Annotated in this window: 18 protein-coding genes; 4 read left to right on the top strand and 14 right to left on the bottom strand. The window is 67.9% G+C overall.

The annotated features are described in order from the left end of the window. Window positions 1-109: 109 nt before the first annotated feature. The 6 genes from ACWEVR_RS03370 to ACWEVR_RS03345 all read right to left on the bottom strand — a co-directional run bounded on the left by ACWEVR_RS03370 (window position 110) and on the right by ACWEVR_RS03345 (window position 7,981). Window positions 110-856: a sirohydrochlorin chelatase gene (locus ACWEVR_RS03370; RefSeq protein ID WP_452465636.1), complete on the bottom strand. Its 747-nt coding sequence runs from the start codon at window positions 854-856 to the stop codon at window positions 110-112. Beyond that, entirely contained in the window at window positions 850-2,088 is a 1,239-nt protein-coding gene (locus ACWEVR_RS03365) for a uroporphyrinogen-III synthase (protein ID WP_452465635.1), read from the bottom strand. Before ACWEVR_RS03365 ends, ACWEVR_RS03370 begins: the two co-directional genes overlap by 7 nt. Further along, window positions 2,085-2,462: a nitrite reductase small subunit NirD gene (gene nirD, locus ACWEVR_RS03360; protein WP_067491499.1), complete on the bottom strand. Its 378-nt coding sequence runs from the start codon at window positions 2,460-2,462 to the stop codon at window positions 2,085-2,087. The genes ACWEVR_RS03365 and nirD overlap by 4 nt, the downstream gene beginning before the upstream one ends. A 63-nt stretch (window positions 2,463-2,525) precedes the next feature. Further along, window positions 2,526-5,072, bottom strand: a complete 2,547-nt coding sequence (gene nirB, locus ACWEVR_RS03355) for a nitrite reductase large subunit NirB (RefSeq protein WP_452465634.1) — start codon at window positions 5,070-5,072, stop codon at window positions 2,526-2,528. 30 nt (window positions 5,073-5,102) lie between these two features. Then, window positions 5,103-6,563: a nitrate/nitrite transporter gene (locus ACWEVR_RS03350; protein WP_452465633.1), complete on the bottom strand. Its 1,461-nt coding sequence runs from the start codon at window positions 6,561-6,563 to the stop codon at window positions 5,103-5,105. A 266-nt stretch (window positions 6,564-6,829) separates the two neighbouring features. After that, on the bottom strand, window positions 6,830-7,981 hold the full coding sequence (locus ACWEVR_RS03345; protein ID WP_452465688.1) for an MFS transporter: 1,152 nt from the start codon (window positions 7,979-7,981) through the stop codon (window positions 6,830-6,832). A gap of 333 nt (window positions 7,982-8,314) precedes the next feature. Here ACWEVR_RS03345 and ACWEVR_RS03340 point away from each other — a divergent pair, with 333 nt between their 5' ends. Both ACWEVR_RS03340 and ACWEVR_RS03335 read left to right on the top strand, forming a co-directional pair. After that, window positions 8,315-9,001, top strand: coding sequence for an FCD domain-containing protein (locus ACWEVR_RS03340; RefSeq protein ID WP_439265044.1), 687 nt, complete (start codon window positions 8,315-8,317; stop codon window positions 8,999-9,001). Window positions 9,002-9,137: 136 nt separating this feature from the next. Further along, window positions 9,138-10,619, top strand: coding sequence for an MFS transporter (locus ACWEVR_RS03335; protein WP_452465632.1), 1,482 nt, complete (start codon window positions 9,138-9,140; stop codon window positions 10,617-10,619). Between the two features lie 55 nt (window positions 10,620-10,674). On the opposite strand, the gene ACWEVR_RS03330 is transcribed toward ACWEVR_RS03335, so the two are convergent. The 3 genes from ACWEVR_RS03330 to ACWEVR_RS03320 all read right to left on the bottom strand — a co-directional run bounded on the left by ACWEVR_RS03330 (window position 10,675) and on the right by ACWEVR_RS03320 (window position 14,025). Continuing rightward, window positions 10,675-11,526 carry a TIGR02569 family protein gene (locus ACWEVR_RS03330; protein ID WP_067491486.1) on the bottom strand — a complete coding sequence of 284 codons (852 nt, stop codon included), beginning with the start codon at window positions 11,524-11,526 and terminating at the stop codon, window positions 10,675-10,677. A gap of 108 nt (window positions 11,527-11,634) precedes the next feature. After that, window positions 11,635-12,816, bottom strand: a complete 1,182-nt coding sequence (moeZ, locus tag ACWEVR_RS03325) for an adenylyltransferase/sulfurtransferase MoeZ (protein WP_357395777.1) — start codon at window positions 12,814-12,816, stop codon at window positions 11,635-11,637. A 198-nt stretch (window positions 12,817-13,014) separates the two neighbouring features. Continuing rightward, the gene (locus ACWEVR_RS03320) at window positions 13,015-14,025 is read right to left on the bottom strand and encodes a DUF3152 domain-containing protein (protein WP_452465631.1); all 1,011 of its coding nucleotides are present in this window, start codon (window positions 14,023-14,025) and stop codon (window positions 13,015-13,017) included. Window positions 14,026-14,297: 272 nt separating this feature from the next. Between ACWEVR_RS03320 and ACWEVR_RS03315 the strand changes: the two genes are divergently transcribed. Continuing rightward, window positions 14,298-14,966 carry a TetR/AcrR family transcriptional regulator gene (locus tag ACWEVR_RS03315; RefSeq protein ID WP_067491484.1) on the top strand — a complete coding sequence of 223 codons (669 nt, stop codon included), beginning with the start codon at window positions 14,298-14,300 and terminating at the stop codon, window positions 14,964-14,966. Window positions 14,967-15,025: 59 nt separating this feature from the next. Here ACWEVR_RS03315 and ACWEVR_RS03310 read toward each other — a convergent pair whose 3' ends face one another. Together ACWEVR_RS03310 and ACWEVR_RS03305 are read right to left on the bottom strand one after the other, a co-directional pair. Continuing rightward, the gene (locus ACWEVR_RS03310; RefSeq protein WP_067491482.1) at window positions 15,026-15,253 is read right to left on the bottom strand and encodes a DUF3107 domain-containing protein; all 228 of its coding nucleotides are present in this window, start codon (window positions 15,251-15,253) and stop codon (window positions 15,026-15,028) included. A 105-nt stretch (window positions 15,254-15,358) separates the two neighbouring features. Continuing rightward, window positions 15,359-15,892, bottom strand: coding sequence for a YceI family protein (locus ACWEVR_RS03305; protein ID WP_067491480.1), 534 nt, complete (start codon window positions 15,890-15,892; stop codon window positions 15,359-15,361). 100 nt (window positions 15,893-15,992) lie between these two features. On the opposite strand from ACWEVR_RS03305, the gene ACWEVR_RS03300 reads away from it, so the two are divergent. Next, on the top strand, window positions 15,993-16,850 hold the full coding sequence (locus ACWEVR_RS03300; RefSeq protein ID WP_452465630.1) for a helix-turn-helix transcriptional regulator: 858 nt from the start codon (window positions 15,993-15,995) through the stop codon (window positions 16,848-16,850). Between the two features lie 233 nt (window positions 16,851-17,083). On the opposite strand, the gene ACWEVR_RS03295 is transcribed toward ACWEVR_RS03300, so the two are convergent. From ACWEVR_RS03295 to ACWEVR_RS03285, 3 genes are read right to left on the bottom strand one after another with little or no spacing between them, the layout of a single operon-like run. Then, complete coding sequence (locus ACWEVR_RS03295) at window positions 17,084-17,773, bottom strand: ferritin-like fold-containing protein (RefSeq protein WP_452465629.1); 690 nt, start codon at window positions 17,771-17,773, stop codon at window positions 17,084-17,086. 28 nt (window positions 17,774-17,801) lie between these two features. Next, entirely contained in the window at window positions 17,802-18,854 is a 1,053-nt protein-coding gene (locus tag ACWEVR_RS03290; protein WP_452465628.1) for an alpha/beta fold hydrolase, read from the bottom strand. A gap of 13 nt (window positions 18,855-18,867) precedes the next feature. After that, window positions 18,868-18,996 (bottom strand): hypothetical protein, encoded by a 129-nt coding sequence (locus tag ACWEVR_RS03285; protein ID WP_452465627.1) that lies wholly within the window; start codon window positions 18,994-18,996, stop codon window positions 18,868-18,870. Window positions 18,997-19,040: the final 44 nt, after the last annotated feature.

Genomic DNA, 19,040 nt, shown 5'->3' with positions numbered 1-19,040 from the left:
CACGCCTAGCGGACGACTGCGGGTACGGAACTGCCGACAGACGACGGCGGGCACAGCACAGTAGCGGACGATCGCGCGTGCGCTCGCGGCGTGCCCGAAAGCACAAGTCCTAGTGGACGTTCGCGCGGGCCAGTTCGTGAGCGGCGGTGCGGTAGCGGTCGGCGATGAGACGGACTACCGCGGGGTGGACGCCGATCGGTTCGGCGACGCCATCGGCGCCCGCGTCGTGCAGGCGCTGATGGAACAGGCCGTGGGCCAGCAGGTACGACGCGATGAACACCCCCTGCGAGCCCGATTCACGCAGGGCCGCAACGACTTCCGGGACGCGCGGAGCGCCGGTGGCCACGTAGGCGATCCGGACCGGTGCGGCGAGCTGCTCGGCGAGCATCCCCGCCGCGCGCCGAACATCCTGACGCGCACGGGAATCCGACGAACCGGCGGCCGCGAAGACCACCGCGTCACCGGGCTGCCAGCCGGCCGCGCGCAGACGCATCGCCATGATCCTGGTCAGTGCGGGATCAGGACCCATGGCGGGAGTCACCGCGACGGCGGCGTGTCCGCTCTCGGCCACCTCACGCGGAACGTCTTGATACACGTGGTAACCCGAGGCCAGGAACGCCGGCACCACGACGGCCGGTCCGTCGAGGTCACGCAGCACCTCCGACGGCGACGGGCCGAGTACATCGACGAAAGCGGTGCGCAGCAACGGGTTCGGGCCGGTGGTGTCCATGCCGCAGCCCAGTTCGGCGCCGACCGCGTCGGCGAGGGCGGCGATCATCTCCACCCCGCGCGCGCTGCGGGTGCCGTGCGCGACGAGCACGAGGGCCGGCTCACCCGGCCGCGCCACGCTCACCACACCCCGATCGTCTGGCTCCGCGCCGACCGCGCCGGAGTGCCGATGCCGGCGGCGTGCGGCGGCTGCACCGGCGGACGCGACGGGGCGTCGGAGCAGTCGGCCGCGTCGAGAGCGAGTCGGTAACCGCGCTTCACCACGGTCTGAATGGCTTTCGGTGTGCCGAGTCCCGCGCGCAGGCGGGCGATCGCGGTCTCCACCGCATGGGTGTCGTCACCACCGCCGGGCAGCGCCGACAGCAGATCCTCGCGCGACACCACTCGCCCGGGCTGACGCGCCAGCGACCGCATCAACGCCATCGGCGCGGGTGCGAGCTGACGCACCTCACCGTCGACGACAACGCAACCACCGCGCACGCTGATGAGGTGCCCGGCCGCGTAGATCCGGTTGGCCCGGCGCGGCAGTTCCTCGGCCACGTGGCGGGCGAGCGCACCGAGCCGTGCCCGGCCGGGCATGGTCGTCGGCACGCCCAGTTCCTCCAGCGGTGCTGCGGTGATCGGGCCGACACAGGCGGCGAGCACCCGTCCCCGCAGGGCGTGCAGCACCGACTCGAGCAGCCCGGTTTCCTTGGCGCGCATGAGAAGTGAGGCCACGGCGGGAGCGCTGGTGAAGGTGACGCAGTCGAGGCTGCCGGAGATGATCGCGTCGATCATCGAGTCCATCGGCCCGCGATCGGCCGGCGGCTCCCACCGGTACACGGGCACCGGAACCACGTCGGCGCCCGCGCAGCGCAGCACCTCGCAGAAGTCGGGCACCGGCTCCCACTCGGTGGTCGCACCGTGCAGCTGCACGGCGATGCGCACACCCTCGACACCCTCGGCGAGCAGGTGGTCGAGCACCTCGGCCGACGACTCGGACGCGGGCGACCACTCCTCGCGCAGCTCAGCGGCCCGGATGGCGCCCTTGGCCTTGGGCCCACGGGCGAGCATGCGGGTGGCGGCGAGGGTGTCACGCAGCGATTCGGCCAGCCCCCACCCCTCGGCGGCTTCCATCCAGCCCCGGAAACCGATGCCGGTGGTGGCCACGGTGATGGCGGGCGGGTCGGCGATGAGCTGTTCGGTGACCCGCTCGAGTTCGGTGTCGTCGGCGAGCGGGATGATGCGGATGGCGGGCGCGCTCACCACGGTTGCGCCACGGCGGGTGAGCAGGGTGCCGAATTCCTCGGCGCGACGAGCAGCGGTGATACCGATGGTGAAACCGGCGAGACAGGGTCCCGCTTCGGGCACAGAATTCATGAAGTCACCGGTTCGTTCGACACCGAGACGATGCCTGCGTCGAGTCGCACGGCATACACCGGCAGCGACTGGGTCTCATCGTCGAGGCAGCGGCCGTCGATGAGGGAGAAAGCCTGCTTGAGCAGCGGCGAGGCCACCACCGGGACCCCGCCCCGGTCGCCGACGATGCCGCGCGACATGACCGCGGCCCGGCCGAACGGATCGACATTGCCCACGGCGGCCAGCGTGCCGTCGGGTAGCAGGAACAGGGCGGCCTGCTTGCCGCCGTCGAGCAGGACCGCAACGCCGCGTCCCGGAATAAGGAAATCGAGTCGGCACGCCTGGGTCCAGGTCGTGGTCTCGGTGGTGATGGTGGGTGTGTCGATAACGGTCATCGGTTCCTCCTCCGAACGCCTTACCTATTGGTACAGGCGCCCTGTTTCCACAGGGTTAAGCGCTTATTTCCCGGCTGCTGCTGTGTCCGAGCCAACACCGGCGGGCATGCCGGGCAGACCGAGAAGCACTGGCACCTTGCGTTCCCCGCTCTCGTCGAAGGCGATCGTCGGATCGGCCTCGTCAGGGGCATTGACGAAGGAGACGAAGCGCGACAGCTTGTTCTCGTCCTCGAGCACCGCGGCCCACTCGTCCTTGTATCCGTCGACATGCTTGGCCATGGCGGCCTCGAGGTCGGCGGCGATGCCGAGGCTGTCGTCGCACACGACGGCCTTGAGGTAGTCCATGCCGCCTTCGAGGGCCTCCTGCCAGGGCGCGGTGCGCTGCAGGCGGTCGGCGGTGCGGATGTAGAACATCAGGTAGCGGTCGATGTAGCGGATCAGCGTCTCGTCGTCGAGGTCGCCTGCCAGCAGCACGGCGTGCTTGGGGGTGAGACCACCGTTGCCGCCGACATAGAGGTTCCAGCCGTTCTCGGTGGCGATCACGCCGACATCCTTGCCACGGGCTTCGGCGCATTCACGCGCACAGCCCGACACCGCCAGCTTCAACTTGTGCGGCGAACGCAGACCCCGGTAGCGCTTCTCGAGCAACACGGCCATGCCGACCGAGTCCTGCTGGCCGTAGCGGCACCAGGTGGAACCGACGCAGCTCTTCACGGTGCGCAGCGACTTGCCGTAGGCGTGCCCGGATTCCATGCCCGCGTCGACCAGGCGCTTCCAGATCAGCGGCAGCTGCTCGACGCGGGCGCCGAACAGGTCGATGCGCTGACCACCGGTGACCTTCACGTACAGGTCGAATTCCTTGGCGACCTCGCCGATCACGATCAACTGCTCGGCGGTCACCTCACCACCGGGCATGCGCGGCACCACCGAGTAGGTGCCGTTCTTCTGCAGGTTGGCCAGGAAGTGGTCGTTGGTGTCCTGCAGGGCGGCCTGCTCGCCCTCGAGGATGTGGTCGCTCGAGGTGGAGGCGAGGATCGAGGCGACGGTCGGCTTGCAGATATCGCAACCCGAACCCTTGCCGTGCTTGGCGATGAGCTCCGAAAACGTCCGGATACCGGTGACATTCACGATGTCGAACAGCTCGGCGCGCGACTGCTCGAAGTGCTCACACAGCGCCTTCGACAGCGCGACACCGGACTGCTCCAGCAGCTTCTTGATCATCGGCACACAGCCACCGCAGGAGGTGCCCGCGTTGGTGCAGCCCTTCACGGCCGGGATATCGCAGGCACCCTCGGCGATGGCGCCGCAGATGGCGCCCTTGCTCACGTTGTTGCAGGAGCAGATCTGCGCGTCGTCGGGCAGCGCGTCGGCACCCAGTTCGGCGCCGGCCGGGGAGATCAGCGAGGCCGGGTCGGCGGGCAGCGGACGCCCGACCAGCGGACGCAGCGCGGCGTAGGCCGACGCGTCGCCGACCAGGATCCCGCCGAGCAGGATCTCGGCGTTGTCGGAGACGACGAGCTTGGCGTAGGTGCCCTTGGCGGCGTCGTGCAGCACCACCGACAGCGCGCCCTCGGTGGTGGCGTGCGCGTCACCGAAGGAGGCCACGTCCACGCCCATCAGCTTCAGCTTGGTCGACATGTCGGCACCGGGGAACTCGCCCGCACCGCCCAGCAGGCGGTCGGCGACGATCTCGGCGGTGGTGTAACCGGGAGCCACCAGGCCGTAGCAGACGCCCTCGACGGCGGCACATTCACCGATCGCGTAGATGTCGGGGTCCGAGGACCGAAGGCCGAGATCGGTGAGAATGCCTCCGCGCGGGCCGATTTCGAGCCCGGCCTCCTTGGCGACGGAGTCGTGCGGGCGGATACCGGCGGAGAACACCACCAGCGAGGCGTGGATCTCGGACTCGTCGGACAGGTGCAACTTGACCCCGCCGGTCTCCTCCTCGATCGACTCGATCTTGGCGGTGCCGACCCCGGTGTGCACGTTCAGGCCGATGTCGGAGACCAGCTTCTCCAGGATCGCGCCACCACCGGCGTCGACCTGGGCAGGCATCAGGCGGTCGTTGTACTCGATGACGTGCGGGGTCATGCCCATCAGGCGCAGCGCGTTGGCCGCCTCCAGGCCCAGCAGACCACCGCCGATCACCACACCGTGCGCGCCGGGTCCGGCCTTCTCGGCCGCGGCGCGGATGCCGTCGAGGTCTTCGATGGTGCGGTAGACGAAGCACTCGGGCAGGTCGTGGCCGGGCACCGGCGGCACGAAGGCGTAGGAACCGGTGGCCATCACCAGCGCGTTGTAGGCGATGACGTCACCGCTGGAGGTGGTGACAGTCTTGGCCGCGCGGTCGATGGACTCGCCGCGCTGGCCGAGCCGCAGCTCCACCAACTCGTCGCCGTCGTACATGTTGCCCGGTAGCGCCAGGTCGTCGGCGTTCCAGTTGCCGACGTAGTAGGACAGGCCGACGCGGTCGTAGGCGGGCAGCTTCTCCTCGGACAGCACGACCACGCGCCACTGTCCGGCGTCGTCGCGCGAGCGAAGGGCCTCGACGAAGCGGTGTCCGACCATGCCGTGGCCGACCACGACCACTGTCTTGCGAGTGCTGTTCATGAGAGTGACCTCCTTGGTAGTGGTCGGTTGTCAGCGAGCCGACGACTTGGCCGACGAAGCGGTGGATTCGGCCTCGAGGACCAGGTTTTCGGCTTCGACCACGACATCGGAGTCGGAGACCAGGGACGTGGAGCGGGGACGGCGCAGGAACACGGCCCAGGTGACGACCGCGCAGACCACGTAGAAGGCGAGGAACACCCAGAACGCGGTGGTGGCCGAGGCGGTGCTGGCATAGGAGCTGCGCAGCACCATGTTGATGCCGACACCACCCAGGGTGCCGATCGCGCCGACGAAGCCGATCAGGGCGCCGCCGGCGTTCTGCGACCAGGCGGCCTGCTCGGCCCGCGAGCCCGGCAGGCTCTTGGACTTGGCCTCGAACACCGACGGGATAATCTTGGTGACGGCACCGTTGCCGAAACCGGACAGGACGAACAGGGCGATGAAGCCGATGACCAGGAAGGTCATGGTGGCGCCGGAGGCGACCCCGTTGTTGCGGTCGGCCATCGTCGAAGCGGCGATCACGATCAGCGCGGCGGCCATCATGGCGCCGAACGTGCCGAGCGCAACCCTGCTGCCGCCGATGCGGTCGGCCAGCTTGCCGCCGTAGGGGCGCGACAGCGAACCGAGCAGCGGGCCGATGAACGCGATCGAGGCGGCGTGGATCGCGGCCTGGGTGGCGGTGTCGCCACCGGCCTTGAAGCTGATCTGCAGGATCTGGCCGAAGGCGAAGCTGTAGCCGATGAACGAACCGAACGTGCCGATGTAAAGGAAGGCGATGGCGTAGGACTGCGGCACCCGCAGCGCCTTGACCATGTAGGACAGGTCGGCCTGCTGGTTGCGCAGGTTGTCCATGTACAGGGCGGCGCCGACCGCGGTCAGACCGACGAGGACCAGGTAGATCGCGCAGACGAGGTAGGCGTAGTCGCCGCCGAGGATGACCAGCACCAGCAGACCGAGCAGCTGGATCACCGGGACGCCGATATTGCCGCCACCGGCGTTCATGCCGAGCGCCCAGCCCTTGAGTCGCTGAGGGTAGAAGGCGTTGATATTGGTCATCGACGAGGCGAAGTTGCCACCACCGACACCGGCGAACGCGGCCACGATCAAGAAGGTCGTGTACGAGGTGTCCGGCTGGGTGACGAAGTACAGGGTCAGCACCAGCGGCACCAGCAGCAGCAGCGCGCTGAAAATCGTCCAGTTGCGGCCGCCGAAGCGGGCGGTGGCCACGGTGTAGGGGATCCGCAGGAATCCGCCGACCAGCGTCGGCATGGCGACGAGGAAGAACTTGCCCGCCGCATCGATGCCGAACTTGTCGGTCGGCATGAACAGCACCATCACCGACCAGATCGACCACACCGAGAACCCGACGTGCTCGGCGATGACCGACCAGATCAGGTTGCGCTTGGCAACGTCCTTGCCGCCGGCCTCCCAGGCCGCGACATCTTCGGCATCCCAGTGCTCGATGTCGTGGTTACGCTTCAGCGTGCTCAAGTTGGGCCTCCCAAAAGTGCGATGGCCCAACGGTAGGAAATGGGTATTGCCGAAATGCTGCGGGAAATTGCGCTTGAATCAACGGTTTCTCACGCTGCCCCGGTCACAGGGGTGAGATCAGCCCTTTTGTTTCGGGCATGTGACACAACGGTTTCCGCACGTAAGAAGGCGGCCGGAAATCATTCGAAACGCCCGTGAGGGTGTGATGTAGGTAGCATCGACCCGAACGCACCATTACGCAACTCGAACGGTGAGTTTTCTTCCGCTCAATTCCAGGTGTCTTCGAGCATGCGCGGTTTGCAGGCCTGCCAGGCGCCGGTGAGCAACACACCGAGCGCGACGAGCAGCAGACCGAACGGTGCCAGCCAGCCACCGGTGGCGGTGTGCAGAATGCCGAACAACAGCGGACCCACACAGGCGACGACGTAACCGACGCCCTGGGTGAACCCGGACAGCGCCGCCGAGCCCTGCGGTGTGCGCGTACGCAGGTTGATGAGCGTGAGCGCCATCGGGAAGGTGCTCGGGCCGAGGCCGAGCAGCACCACCCACAGCAGCGGCGCGCCCATCGGCGCGATCAGCAGACCCGCGAAAGCGATGACGAACAGCACCATGCACGCGACGACGACCGGGAACGGATTGCGCATGCGCGAGACGACGGTCGGCGCACCGAGCGCGGGGATCAGGCCGATCAGCGCGAACAGCGCGACCATGTTGCCGCCGAAGGCCGCGCTGGCGCCCGCGTCGGCCAGGATGGTCGGTAGCCAGGTGAACATGGCGTAGGTGGTGAGCGAGGTCATGCCGAACATGCCCGCCATGCCCCACGCGACCGGCGAACGCCACACTTTGCCAGTGGCCGTCGGTGTTTCGGCAGGCAGCGCGGTGGTGTCGGCCTTGTCACGACCACGCCGGTCACGCAGGACGACCAGCCACGGCACCGCCGCGGCGAAACCGACGAGCGCCCACACGCCCATCGAGATGCGCCACCCGTGCGCCTCGGCCAGCGGCACCGCGACGAACGCGGGGATGACCGTGCTCAGCTGCACCATCACGATGTAGAGCGAGGAGATCGACGCCAGCCGATCGGCGAAATACCGCTTGACCAGCGGCGGAATCACCACATTGCCGATACCCATGCCGAGCAGCGCCACCCCGGACAAGGCGAGCAGCTCGCCGGTGCCGGAGGAGAACACGCGGGCGAGCGAACCGAATCCGGCCAGCAGCATCGCCAGCAGAACCGTGCGCTCCAGCCCGAAACGCCGCACCGCGAACGGGGTGACCAGCCCGGCGACGCCGAACATCGCGGTCGGCAGCATGCCGAACACGCCGACGATGGCGGTGCCGTACCCGATGTCGTCACCGATCTGCTCGGCCAGCGGGCTGAACGCGGTGACGGCGGCACGCAGGGTGAGCGCCGACATGATGATGGCCGCGAGAACCAGCAGCCGTCCCTCGATCAGCGACCGCCGGGTGAGCTGTTCTCCCTCCTCCCTGATCGCGCGAGGATTGTCGTCGCCACGACCACTGATCTCGGGAGGACATGGGTAACTCGCCGGGGACGAGCTCACGGCACCACCAACATCCCGCCGGTCGCCGAGCATGGTCGCGCCAGCACCTGAGTCTGGCTCGAATTCGCGGGGAGGCGGAACAGTCACAGACGAAATCATAGGATGACCCGATGATCGACGCCAGCAAATGTGAGCGACAAGTCAGGCTCGAGTAACAGCATGGCGCTTTGCCTTACGCTGGCTCACGTGCAACCCGTCCGGCGCTCCAGCCTCATCGCCCAGGTGACCGAACAACTGCGCGCCGAAATCCGGTCGGGCCGTTGGCCGGTCGGCGGCCGTATCCCCACCGAACCCGAGCTCACCGAACTCACCGGCACCGGCCGCAATACCGTGCGTGAAGCCGTGCAGGCCCTGGTCCACGCGGGCATGCTCGAGCGCCGCCAGGGTTCGGGCACCTATGTGATCGCCACCTCCGAGGTGGGCGGCACGCTCGGCAAGTACTTCGCCGACGCCGAGGAACGCGACATCCTCGAATTGCGCCAGGCGCTCGACACCACCGCCGCGGGCTTGGCCGCGCGTCGCCGCGACGACACCGATATCGCCAACCTGCGCCGCCTGCTGGCCGAACGCAACGACCGCGACTGGACCAAACCCGACCCGGTGGCCATCGCCGCCGATGTGGAATTGCACCGCGCGATCGTCGTCGCCAGCCACAACGCCGTGTATCTGGAGTTCTACGACTCGCTGCTGCCGGTGATCGAGCAGGTGATCCACGCGCGCACCGCCAAATCCGACGACGCCTACGACAGCGAGCACATCGAACTGGTGCAGGCCGTCATCGACGGTGACGCCGAGCGCGCCATGCAGGCGGCGCGCTGCTTCCTCGGCTCGCTCATCGCCGAGTACCCGGATCGCCCGCGTTTCGCCGGGTAACCGAGCTGTCACCCCGACGGGAACGGCGCGGTGAGCCCGAGTTGGCTCGAATGTCACCTGAGGCCATTGCCACGCAACAACCGGCTTCTACCGTTTCTCTCGACACCGCATCACGCGCCCGATCGAGAGGAAGCCGATGACCGCAATCGCCGCCACCGGCCAGACGACAGACACCGCGTCGTTCGAATATGAGAAGAAGGGCCGCTGGCTCACCCAGTGGGAACCCGACAATCCGAAGTTCTGGGAATCGGGCGGTGAGAAGACCGCCAAGAAGAACCTGTGGTTCTCGGTGTTCGCCGAGAACCTCGGCTTCAGCGTCTGGGTCCTGTTCGGTTCCATCGTCACCGCCATGGGCGCCGCGGGCTTCACGTTCCTGGACGGCCTCGGCAAGGGCAACCCGACCGCCGTCGCCAACGCCTTGTTGCTGACCTCGGTGCCCACCCTGGTCGGCGCCACCCTGCGCATCCCCTACACCTTCGCCGTCCCCAAGTTCGGCGGTCGGGCCTTCACCGCCTTCAGCGCGGGCATGCTGCTGTTCCCGACGCTCGGCCTGGCGTACTTCGTCAACCAGCCGGGCACCCCGATGTGGGTGTTCCTGCTGCTGGCCGCGCTCGCCGGTGTGGGCGGCGGCAACTTCTCGTCGTCGATGGCCAACATCTCGTTCTTCTTCCCCGAGGGCAAGAAGGGCGCCGCGCTCGGCATCAACGCCGCGGGCGGCAATCTCGGTGTGGCACAGACACAATTGGCCGCACCGTTGCTGATCACCCTCGGCACGCACCTGCTGGCCAAGGACGCCGCGGGCTACCGGTTCGGCCTCACCCTCGCCATCCTGGTCTGGGTGCCGTTCATCCTGGTCGCCGCGTTCGGCGCGCTGCGCTACATGGACTCGATCGCCTCGGCCAAGGCCGACGGCAGGTCCTACAAGCTGGCGCTCACCAATCCGCACACCTGGATCATGTCGTTCCTCTACATCGGCACCTTCGGTTCGTTCATCGGCTTCTCGTTCGCCTTCCCGACCCTGATCAAGGCCAACTTCCCGCACCTGACCCAGATCGGCTGGATCAGCATGGTCGGTAACCTCGCCTTCCTCGGCGCCCTCGTCGGGTCGTTCAGCCGCCCGGTCGGCGGGTGGATCTCCGACAAGGTCGGCGGCGCGCGCATCACGGTGATCGTCTTCACCGGAATGGCTGTGGCGGTCGCGTTGATCATGACCGCGCTGTCGATGAAGAGCTTCCCGCTCTACCTCGCCGCGTTCCTGCTGCTGTTCGTGCTCACCGGTGTCGGCAACGGCTCGACCTACCGGATGATCCCGTCGATCTTCGGCGCCACCGCCAAGAAGTACGCCGCCGAACACGGCATGCAGCTCACCGAGGCCCAGGCATCGGCACGTCGTCAGGCCGGCGCCGCGATCGGCGTGATCGGTGCCGTCGGCGCCTTCGGCGGATTCATCCTGCAGCAGGCACTTCGCTTGTCCAACATCAACTTCGGCTCCATGGCCCCCGCCTTCTGGGCCTACGCCGTCACCTTCGTCGTCATGGCGGGCGTCACCTGGTGGTGCTACCTGCGCACCTCCTTCGCCACCGACAAAATCCCGTCCCTGGCCTACGCCAACGTCTGACACCACGAAAGCCGCGCCCGGAATCCCCGACCGGGCGCGGCTTTCGGCATTTCTGCTACAGCACCAGGCGGACCATATCGGCCGTGCGGGCAAGGCCCGGAAAGGCTTCCGGGGTGGAGCGGGGGTGCAGAGCGTGCACGGCGAGGCGGAAGATCAAGGCGCGCAACAGCATCTGGGGCCATTCGGGCAAGCTGGACCAGCGTTCCAGGAGGCCGTCGTCACCACCGCCCCAGGCCAGGGCGTCGACGACGACCACGCCCGCCGCCCAGGAGGCGGGGCGCCAGTACGGGGTGATGTCGGTGAGGCCGGGGGCGTGGGTGCCGGAGAACAGGACCGTGCCGAACAGGTCGCCGTGGACGAGCTGGTCGGGGCTGCGGACCGGTTTGCGCAGAGTGGCCAGTTGGCCGATCAATTCCAGGCTGCGTTGGCCGTCGGGGGTCGCGGTGAGGGGTACGCCGCCCGCGCGCAGGGTGCGCAGCGGCACCGATTCCCAGGCGGCACGGTCGGCGGCGACGAACACATCCACATCCACCCACGGCGCGACGGGCGGCTGCACCAGGAAACGCGGGCGCTCCAATTGTGCTGTCGCCTTGTGTAATCGCAGCGACACCGACACCACCTCGTCGTGGCGGGGTTCGGGGGCGCCGTCGATGAAGGTGTCGGCACGCCAGCCCGACACCACGTAGCGGCCGTCGGTGGCACGCACCGGGCGCGCGACGCGCACACCGTCGACGGCGAGGGTTTCGCGCACCTTGGCCGACCACGCCGCGCGGGCGTGATCGGCCACCGGGCTCAGCACCACATCGCCGAGCCGCCAGCCACCGTCCCAGTCACCGAGGGAGACCGGCGTCACTTCGCGAAGACCGAATGTGGCCCGCACATGCTCGGGTGGTTCGACTGAAGTCACTGACGTCACGGCCGTACCGTAACCCTGAGGACGCGTCAACAGCCCGAAGGCACGCTGGCACGCGACCCCATTGCGACCTCCCCGCAATCAACGGCGGACCGGTACGGATCAGTACACGGGCAGCGACGGATCGACCTGCTTGGCCCAGGCCACCACGCCACCCTGCAGGTGCGTCGCGTCGGCGAAACCGGCGCGCTTGAGCGCGGCCAGCGCCTCGGCCGAGCGGATCCCGGTCTTGCAGTGCAACACGATCGGCTTGTTCTGCGGTAGCTCCGAGAGCGCCTCACCGGACAGGATGCGGTCCTTGGGGATCAGCGTCGCACCGTCGATGTGCACGATGTCCCACTCGACCGGCTCACGCACGTCGATGAGTTCGACCTTGTCGGCGTCGAGCAGGTCCTTCAGCTCGGCGGCGGTGACGGTCGACCCGGCGGCGGCGGCCTGGCCCTCCTCCGACACCACACCGCAGAACGCCTCGTAGTCGATCAGTTCGGTGATCGGCTGACGTTCCGGATCGCGGCGCAGCTTGATGGTGCGGTAGTTCATGTCCAGTGCGTCGTAGACCATCAGACGGCCCAGCAGCGTCTCACCGATGCCGGTGATGAGCTTGATCGCCTCGGTCACCATCACCGAACCGATCGACGCGCACAGCACGCCGAGCACGCCGCCCTCGGCGCAGGACGGGACCATGCCCGGCGGCGGGGCCTCCGGGTACAGGTCGCGGTAGTTGATGCCGCGCCCGTCGGGCGCGTCCTCCCAGAACACCGACACCTGACCCTCGAAGCGGTAGATCGAGCCCCACACGTAGGGCTTGCCCGCGAGGACGGCGGCGTCGTTGACCAGGTAGCGGGTGGCGAAGTTGTCGGTGCCGTCGACGATCAGGTCGTACTCGCCGAACAGCTCGACGGCGTTGTCGGGTTCGAGGCGGATCTTGTGCAGCCGCACGTCGATTCCCGAATTGATCTCGAGGATCGAATCGCGGGCGCTGTCGGCCTTGGACCGGCCGATGTCGGACTCGCCGTGGATGACCTGGCGCTGCAGGTTCGACATGTCGACCTCGTCGAACTCGACGATGCCGAGCGTGCCGACGCCCGCAGCGGCCAGATACAGCAGGGCGGGCGACCCGAGACCGCCCGCGCCGATCACGAGCACCTTGGCGTTCTTCAACCGTTTCTGACCGTCGACACCGAGATCGGGGATGATCAGGTGGCGGCTGTACCGCGCGACCTCATCCTTGGTCAGTTCCGCCGCAGGCTCGACGAGCGGCGGTAGGGACCCGTTGAAAGACACGTTGGAACTCCGTTTCTTTGGCGGCTGGCGCCGCGGGTTTGCGGCCTGTTCCCTTGATCTTCCCTCCCGCCGGGCACTCCTTCGTCGCACCCTCTGGTCAGTCCAGATCAAGGCGGCCGCAAACCGATGGCCGTGTGTATCTACAACACTGACCGCCGTACTGTTCTTCCCGCCCATGGTCTCGCACCGGCGGAGCTGTCAGCCGCGCGGGTACGGCCAGGGATTGAAGCGGCAGGTCTTGCCGTCGGGTGGGACCACACCGTGCGGGTCGAGCAGGGCGATGTCGTTGTTCTTGGTGCCGAAGGTCTGCTGCATCATGATCGGCGCCAGCCCGCCCTCGGTCTCGCACGGCTGGTGGCCGTGGTAGCCGATGGCGTGGCCCACCTCGTGGTTGACGAGGTACTGCCGGTAGGAACCGATGTCGCCGTCGAAGGCGAGCGCGCCGCGCACCCAGCGGGCCTCCGACAGCACCACCCGGTCGATGCTCGCGTTGTAACACGACGAGTCGATGGGGATCTCGAATCCACAAGCGGCGCGGGTGCTTTCGCGGGAGGTGAGCGAGAGCCGGAAGTCGGGTTCGCCGACGTCGATGCGCTGGAACCCGAACTTGGGGTCCTTGGTCCAGCTCTTGGGGTTGGCCAGCGTGGTCTCCACCATCTTGGCCACGGCCACGTCACCACCGTAGGCCGAGGTGTCGATGCCGTCCTCCACCTCGACGGTGTAGCGGAACACCCGCTCGGTGCCCGCCCCGACCTGTGGGCCCGCGCCCGGCACCACATGCCAGGTGCCCGCGCCGCGCTCGACGAACGCGCCACCCTCGGGAAGGGCGCCGAGCGGCAGATCGGCGGGGAACTTCCCGTCGCCGGGCGGCGCGCCGATGATGCCGGACTGGGCGACGTTCGGGCTCAATGCCCCGAACCCCGGGTCCACGGGAGCCGGCTGCTTGGCCACGCGCAGCGCGTCGAAGATCACGAAAGCCGTCACCGCCAGCAACACCGGCAGCGCGTAGGCCCGCCACCCGTAGGTGGACACGAAACGGCCGAGGGCGCTCTGCTTCTTGGCGTCGCGTTGCGGGCTGCGCGGCCTGCCCGTGTCGGACTCGGTGGGATCCCAGCGTGCGCGGAGGGGCTGACGCGATCGGTCGGCCGGTTGGTACAGCCCGAGGGGGTCGTAGACCTGCAGTTCCCGCCCTTCTGACTCCGAAGTCACTGAACCGGACTCGGTGGTTTGCGTGGGGCGAGCGACATCGCGCCCGCCGCCGGATGGTCGTTCCGGGCGGTCGGTCACCACACCAGATTCTCACAGTGGCCAAATCGGTGACGCGGGTGGCCGGGGAAGATCCGCCGGTTACGGCCCGGCGAACGTTCCCGCCTGGTACTACATTTCCAGGGCGAAACTCTGGGGGAACACTGTGCGAGTATCGTTCGTGGGACATCGGGCGCACATTCGCCTGCCTGGTGTAGTCGACAAAGAGAGCCGAGATGACTGACCTCGTGGACCGCATGACCTCGCGCCGATCGGTGCCGGAGACGGTCCCGGCAAAGCGCGGCACCCGCCTGCCTCGTGACGAGCGGCGTCAGCAACTGCTCCTCGCGGCGAGCGAGGTATTCGTCCAGCGTGGCTACCACGCCGCGGGCATGGACGAGATCTCGCAGGTGGCCGGTGTCAGCAAGCCGGTGCTCTACCAGCACTTCGCGAGCAAGCTGGAACTGTATCTGGCTGTTCTGCAGAACTATGTGGACATCCTGGTGTCGAGCGTGCGTCAGGCGCTGCGCTCCACCACCGACAACAAGCAGCGTGTGCGCGCCGCCGTCGCCGCCTACTTCGATTTCGTCGACAACGAGATGCAGGGTTTCCGCCTCGTCTTCGAATCCGACCTCACCAGCGAACCGCAGGTGCAGCGCCGGGTGGAACAGGCCACCGAGGCCTGCGTCGACGCGGTCTTCGACCTGGTCGCCCACGACTCCGGTCTCGACCCGTACCGGGCGCGCATCCTGGCCGTCGGCCTGGTCGGCGCGAGCCAGTTCTCGGCGCGCTACTGGCTCGAGGCCGATCGTCCGGTTCCCAAGGACGAGGCCGTCGACACCACCGTTGCCCTGGCCTGGGGCGGCCTGAAGCACGTGCCGTTCCGCCTTTCCGGCGACCGCTAGATCACAGACGAAAACGACCCGCCATCCCAGTGATGGCGGGTCGTTTCGTTTGCCGCGTCTTACACGGTGGCGAAGCCGACGCGGCCGACGGCCGGGGAGCCGATCTCCACGTAGGCGACCTTCGCGGCCTGGATCAGGAACTTGCGGTTCTTGTCGTCGGTGAGCTTGACGACGCCACCGGAGCCGCTGAGGGCATCGGTCACCAGCGCCTCGATCTCGTCAGGGCTCTGCGAGCTGTTGATGACGAGCTCCCGAGGGCTATCCGAAATACCGATCTTGACCTCCACGGCCAACCTCCGAACGTAAGAGTCCTGTGTTGTCGAGTTCCAGGCTAATGCAGCCGTTCGGCCCCGGTGACACACCCGCCTGCGCTGTGAGCGAACGAGCGGGGATCAGGGCTCGACGAGCTCGATCTCGAGTTCGATCTTGACCGTGTCCGACAGCATGCCCGGCATGGGGCCGCCGACACCGAAATCGGTGCGCTTGATGGCACCGGTCGCGGAGAAGCCGGCGTGGCGCGAGCCGTCGGGGAAGTCGCCGACGCCGCCCCACTCCACCTCGAGGGTGAGCGGCTTGGTGACGGTGCCGAGGGTGGCCTCGCCGGTGACGGTGAAGGTCTCGGCGATCCGGACCGGTTCGGTGGCGCGGAAGCTCAGGGTCGGACGGTTGGCGACGTCGAGGAAGTCGGCATTGCGCACGTGGGCGTCGCGGTCGGCGTTGCCGGTGTCGAAGGAGTCCAGGTCGATGGTCGCGCCGATGGTGGCGGCACCGGATTCGTCGACAACGAACTCGGTCTCGAACCGGGTGAAGCCGCCGCGCACCTTGGCGATGCCGAGATGGCGAACGGTGAACGAGACCGAGGAGTGGCTGCGGTCGAGCGCCCAGGATCCGGCCTTCAGCTGCTGTGTCTGTGTCGAAGAAGTCATGCGTCCAGCCTGACCGGACCGTGGTCCGTTAACCAGACCGCCGTTATCCTGGACCTGTCAGGGCCAGGCTGTCGGAGCCAGGACCAGGGAGGATGGAGCAATGCCCGACCAGCTTGGAGCCCGCTCGACCTTCGCCGAACTGCTCATCGCCCGCCGTGCGGAACTGCGCCCCGAAGACGTCGGTCTGCCCGGCGGGGGTCGCCGACGCACACCGGGCCTGCGCCGCGAGGAGGTCGCGGTGCTGGCAGGCGTGAGCGCGGACTACCTGGCCAGGCTCGAGCAGGGCCGCGACAGCAATCCCTCCCCGGCCGTCGTCGACGCGCTGGCCACCGCCTTGCGCTTCAACGACACCGAACGCGCCCATTTCGGCTGGCTGGCACTGACCACCAGCAAGGAAGCGCGCTGCCCCAGTACGGCTTTCGACCCGAAGCTCGATCAGGTGCCGCCCGCGCTCACCGCCGTGCTCGACGCCCTCACCCCCACCCCCGCTTTCGCTCTGGGCCCGCGCGTGAATGTGCTCGCGTGGAACGACTCCTGGGAAGACCTCGTCGCCCCCCTCGGCCTGCTCGACGATCCAGAGCAGGTGAACCTGGCGGTCTGGGCGTTCCGACATCCACTGGCGCGCACCACCATCACCGACTGGCCGCAATACGCCGACCTGCTCGCCGATCAACTGGCCCGCACGAGACTGCGCCGCCCCGAAGACGAAAGCATCGCCTCGACCATCGAATTCCTCAGCACCGAACCGGAATTCGCGCACCGCTGGCAACCACACCGCCTCGCCGAAAACCTGCCGACCCTACTCGGCCTCGAACACCCGACCCGGGGCACCCTCACCTTCACCGTGCAGACGCTGTCCGCGGACAACGATCAGCAGATCGTCATCTGGCTCCCCCGCGAAACCGCCGCCCGCGCACCGGAACTACGCCTGATCCACCCCCAGGCAGCAAACGGCTGACAGACCACGCAAGCACATGGGTAACTCACCGGCCACGAGCTACGTCAACCCATTGCCCAGCCTGGCCCCCGACGCAAGCCTCCCAGCACCCGAGTCCGGCCAAAAGTCGCGGGGAGACGGGTGAGCACATGGGTAACTCACCGGGCACGGGCTAACCCAGCCGCCTCCAGAAGGCTTGCCGCCTCCACAACTCCCCACGCGCCTGAGTCTGGCCAAAAGTCGCGGAGAGGCGGTCAGAGCCCTAGTTGGCCCATGCGGGCGGCGTGGCGCTCCTGCATGCGGTCGAACAGGGAGACGATGCCGTTGAGGTCGCCCGTGGCGGCCAGCACCAGTTCGGCGAGTTCGTCGCGCTGAGCCATCACGTACTGCGCCTGGGTGATCGCCTCGCCGAGCAGCCTGCGACCCCACAGGGTGAGCCGGTCGCGCTCGGACCGGCTGGCGGTGACCGCGTTGCGGACCTCCTCGACCACGAACTGCGAGTGCCCGGTCTCGGCGAGCACGTCGCGCACCACATCGGCGACCTCGGCGGGGAGCGCGCCGGCGATCTCGGTGTAGAAGTCGGCGGCCAGGCCGTCACCCACGTAGAACTTCACCATCGACTCGAGCCACGTCGACGGGTCGGTGGAGGCGTGGTAGGAGTCCAGCGCGCCCTGGTACTGGTCCATGGCCCGCTCGGCGTCGACCCCACGCGCGCTCAGGGCCGCCTCGAGGGCCTCGAAGTGCGCCAGCTCCGCGGCCGCCATCTTGGCCACCGCGACCCGCCCGCGCACCGACGGCGCGAGCTTGGCTTCCTCGGCGAGCCGATAGAACGCGGACAGCTCGCCGTAGGCGAGGACCGCGAACAGCTCGGTCACCCCCGGGTGATCGGCGGACAGCGGTGCGGTCGAGAAAATTTCCGGCGCGGCTGAGGTCTGGGCTCCCATGACCGCCAATCGTAGTCGCGATCGCGGATCAGTCGCGATCGGCCAGGAATTTGTCCAGGTGCGTCCAGGTGGTGTCGCGGGCCTGTGGTCCGGCGAGAATGCCGAGGTGGCTGCCGGGAACGACCTCGTAGGTCACCGAGGGCGACCCGCTGAGCGTGCGCAAACCCGCCTCGACAGCGGCCTTCGGCGTGATGACGTCGGCGGTGCCGCCGAACAGCAGCACCGGCACCCGCACATCGGCGAGGTCGATGGTGAGGTCGCGCAGGTGCACCTTGCCCTTGCCGATGTCGTTGGCCAGGATGAACCGGCCCCACAGCTGCCCGTAGAAGCGGCCGGGGTAGCCGGGCATGGCGGCCTGGAACCGGTCGATGGATTCCATTCTGGCCAGCGTCTCGGTGCGCGCGATATTGCCCGCGATGAACATCGGCCGCGCCAGTTCGCGGTCGAACGCCGCGACCCGGTAGGCGAATTTGGTCAGCGGCGCGGGGATGCCGCCGACGGCCCGCACCACGTTGGTGACCGCTTTGCCGCCGGTGATCCGGGCGACCGCGCGCACCTGCGGCATACCGAGCATCTTGTCGTAGTCGAGCGGCGGGCCGAATCCGGTGACCGAACGGATCGGCAGATCGGCGTTGGCGGCGGTGGTGAGCAGGGCGAAGATGCCGCCGATGGACCAGCCGACGAGGTCGACGGGCGCGCCACCGCGATCGGCGCTGACCCGGCGGATCGCTTCGGGCAGGATGTCAGCTACCCAGTCCTCGAAGCCCATGCGGCGGTCGGCGAAACCGATCTCGCCGTAGTCGATGAGGTAGGTGGGGCGACCGGTGGACACCAGATGGCGGGCCAGGCTCTGGTCGGGGCGCAGGTCGTAGCAGGTGGCGGGCGCCGCCAGCGGCGGAATCAGCAGCACCGCGGAATCGGTTGTGGCCGAGTCGTTTTCGGTGTCGTATCGACGCAACAAGCGGTGCGGTTCGTCCCACAGCACGGTCGAGGGCGCGGGGTCGGGCGCCTCGATGCCCGCGCCGAAGCTCAGCGCCCAGGCGTTGCGCGCGGCGGTGGTGACGGTGTCGGTGATGCTCACGACAAGAAATGTCTCACATCCCGGTACCGCCGGTTACAGTGACCTCTATTACATCCGCGACACGCGCGAAAACCGGAAACAGTGAATTGCGCTGCGTCGCATCGGGTATGCGGGCGTGACCGGCGACGATTTCGATTTTCACGCGACACCTCGACGGCGTGAAATTCGGATTGCGCAGAATATCAC

It is taken from the genome of Nocardia sp. NPDC003979 (assembly GCF_053605015.1).
Note: the sequence above shows the minus strand (reverse complement) of the source record. Positions and strands in the feature narration are given on the sequence as shown.